This is a genomic window from Roseinatronobacter alkalisoli (genome assembly GCF_028745735.1).
GTDB lineage: Bacteria > Pseudomonadota > Alphaproteobacteria > Rhodobacterales > Rhodobacteraceae > Roseinatronobacter > Roseinatronobacter alkalisoli.
In genome coordinates this window covers 1-2,154 of the sequence record NZ_JAQZSM010000095.1, presented here as the reverse complement: position 1 = coordinate 2,154, position 2,154 = coordinate 1, and the positions used below count along the sequence as shown (strand labels likewise).

Genomic DNA, 2,154 nt, shown 5'->3' with positions numbered 1-2,154 from the left:
TGGCCAGTCCTGCCCATGATCGCGTGAAATCACTGCCCGCGATCGCGTGAAACAGGTGCCCGCCTTCCCGTGAAATCGCTGCCCACGATCAGCTGAAATCAGTGCCCGCCATCATGCGAAACGCGCATGACCAGAAAGTCGATGCGGCCGTCCTGTATTCTGGTGCCGGATATGATCAGGGCATCGGCAAAGCCGCGCGCGACCGTGCGCCGAAGGTATTCTTCGCGATCCTGATCTGCGGCGCAAAGCAGGACCACCAGATCAAGCCCGTGCTGGGACAGCACCGTCTGTACGCCGTCAAAGACGCTCATGAAGAATGTGTCGCCATCGCCGGTGATCTCGGCGCCGCTCTGCATCATGAAGCCGATGACGCCTGTTGACAGCGCAGGTCGGGCCGGGGCAGGGATCTATTCCTGACCTGGCCCGACAGAAATTCCCTGCCAGGCTGGCCCTTGTATCAGTCGCCGGGGAAATTCCGGCGGTGGCGTCAATCGGCTGCTGTAGGGCCGGACCACGGGTTGATAACCTCAAGCCCCGCCGCCTCGAAAGGACCAATGTCACGGCTCGCCACGGCGCATTTGCGCCAAGTGGCAATGGCAGCGATGAGACCATCCTGAAAGCCTATTGCCAGCCCGTTGCGCCGCGCATCGCCAATGAGGCGCCCGAACAACATGGCCGCGCCCAGATCGAAGGTCAGGGTGCGGCCATTGAACAACTGCACCATGTCTTGCAAGCGGCGGTCCAGATCGTCGCGGCGTTTGCCAACGTCCAGTTTGTGAATGCCTGCGCTGATTTCGGCAACGGTTATGGACGTGATGAACAGTGCGTCCTCGGATTGTCGATTGATCCACTCCAACACAACTGGATCGGGCGAGGGCTTCATGATCTCGGAAATAACGTTGGTATCGAGAACAATCATTGCAGGTCAATTGGCTCGTAAGGAGTCTTATCACGCTCAAGCTCGATGTCGGAAAGATCGGCGCCGCGCCATAGTGCTGCCATCCTGTCGCCAAAGCCAAGGCGAGATTCCGGCAAGAGCGAGCTTTCGAGAATTTCACGGGCAACAGACTCCGCACTGCGGTGCAGCTTATGGGCTCGGGCCTTCAAGGCGCGGTGTGCTTCAGGGGCCAACTGGCGAACCAAAATCTGGGACATGATCGGATCTCCTTTTCTGCCAGTATGATATCATTTTGGTATAATGATAGCAAGTAGAAAAGAAGCCCCGCTGTCGTGTAGCCCTTAATTGGGCTCTGCCTCAATCTGTGTGGCGGAACGGTAGCATTCTCGCCCGCAACAATTCTGGACCGGCTCGGCCGTACATGGCGCGCTTGAGGGTCTTCAGGCGATTGATCTGACCTTCTGCTTGGCCGTTGCTCCAGGGCATCTCGATGGCGTTTTTGACCGCATCGAAGTCCCGGTTCAATGTGCGGGCAAAGCGCACGATTGGCGCCAAGTCGGTTTCAATCGCGTCGTCAATCCATGCAGGGAGCGGGTCTGCCACGCAGCCTCGCAGGATGCCATTGAAGCGCATGGCTAGGCTGCGCATCTTTGTGAAGGCGGGAGAACCGCCCTTGAGCGCGTCGACTTTCCGCGCCTGATCCGAAGTCAGCTTTCCGCGGGGTTTGATGCACAGCGCGGCCGCGATGACCGGGGAGATCGCGTGCCCTGTTTCCGGATCCCGGACCGGCTCCAGGATCTGGTGCTCCACGGCGGGGCCCTTCGTTTGCTTTTCGGCTCTGCGCCAGCCCGCCAGCAGCCGCTGCAAATGCGATTGACTCCCCTCGTAGCCGCGCTCTTGGATCAAACGGAAAAGGGCGCTTCCGGTTCGAATGCCGTCCTTCCAACTTTTGCTCAGGACCTCTTCAAAGTACCACGGCGAAGTCGGTTTCAAAGCTGCCCGCCTGCGGTCCGGTGGCGTCTCGAACTGCAGCCATTTCGCGATGCTGCGACGCGGGAACCCTGTCCGTCGCCCGATCTCGCTGCAGGTAAGCCCCTGATTTCGGAGCGCATGGATGGTGGTGAAAATTTCTTCCCGAGACGTCCTGTGCGCAAGGCGGGACTTCAGAAGGCTTCCGGCAGCGGTGACGTTGTCGGCGTCGAACAACAGCGCCCTGCCGGTCGCACGGCCGTGAAGGTTCATCTGCTCCTCGATGG

General features: G+C 59.7%; 4 protein-coding genes. All 4 read right to left on the bottom strand.

Features of this window, described 5'->3' with window-relative positions; translation table 11 throughout:
- Nucleotides 1-98: 98 nt before the first annotated feature.
- Nucleotides 99-359: a type 1 periplasmic-binding domain-containing protein gene (locus PUT78_RS23400; protein ID WP_274354620.1), complete on the bottom strand. Its 261-nt coding sequence runs from the start codon at nucleotides 357-359 to the stop codon at nucleotides 99-101.
- A 128-nt stretch (nucleotides 360-487) separates the two neighbouring features.
- Nucleotides 488-919: a type II toxin-antitoxin system VapC family toxin gene (locus PUT78_RS23395; RefSeq protein WP_274354619.1), complete on the bottom strand. Its 432-nt coding sequence runs from the start codon at nucleotides 917-919 to the stop codon at nucleotides 488-490.
- A complete protein-coding gene (locus PUT78_RS23390) occupies nucleotides 916-1,155 on the bottom strand; it encodes a FitA-like ribbon-helix-helix domain-containing protein (protein ID WP_274354618.1) in 240 nt (79 codons plus the stop codon). Before PUT78_RS23390 ends, PUT78_RS23395 begins: the two co-directional genes overlap by 4 nt.
- A 100-nt stretch (nucleotides 1,156-1,255) precedes the next feature.
- Nucleotides 1,256-2,154: transposase (locus tag PUT78_RS23385; protein WP_274354617.1), on the bottom strand; the 899-nt coding region annotated here is incomplete at its 5' end.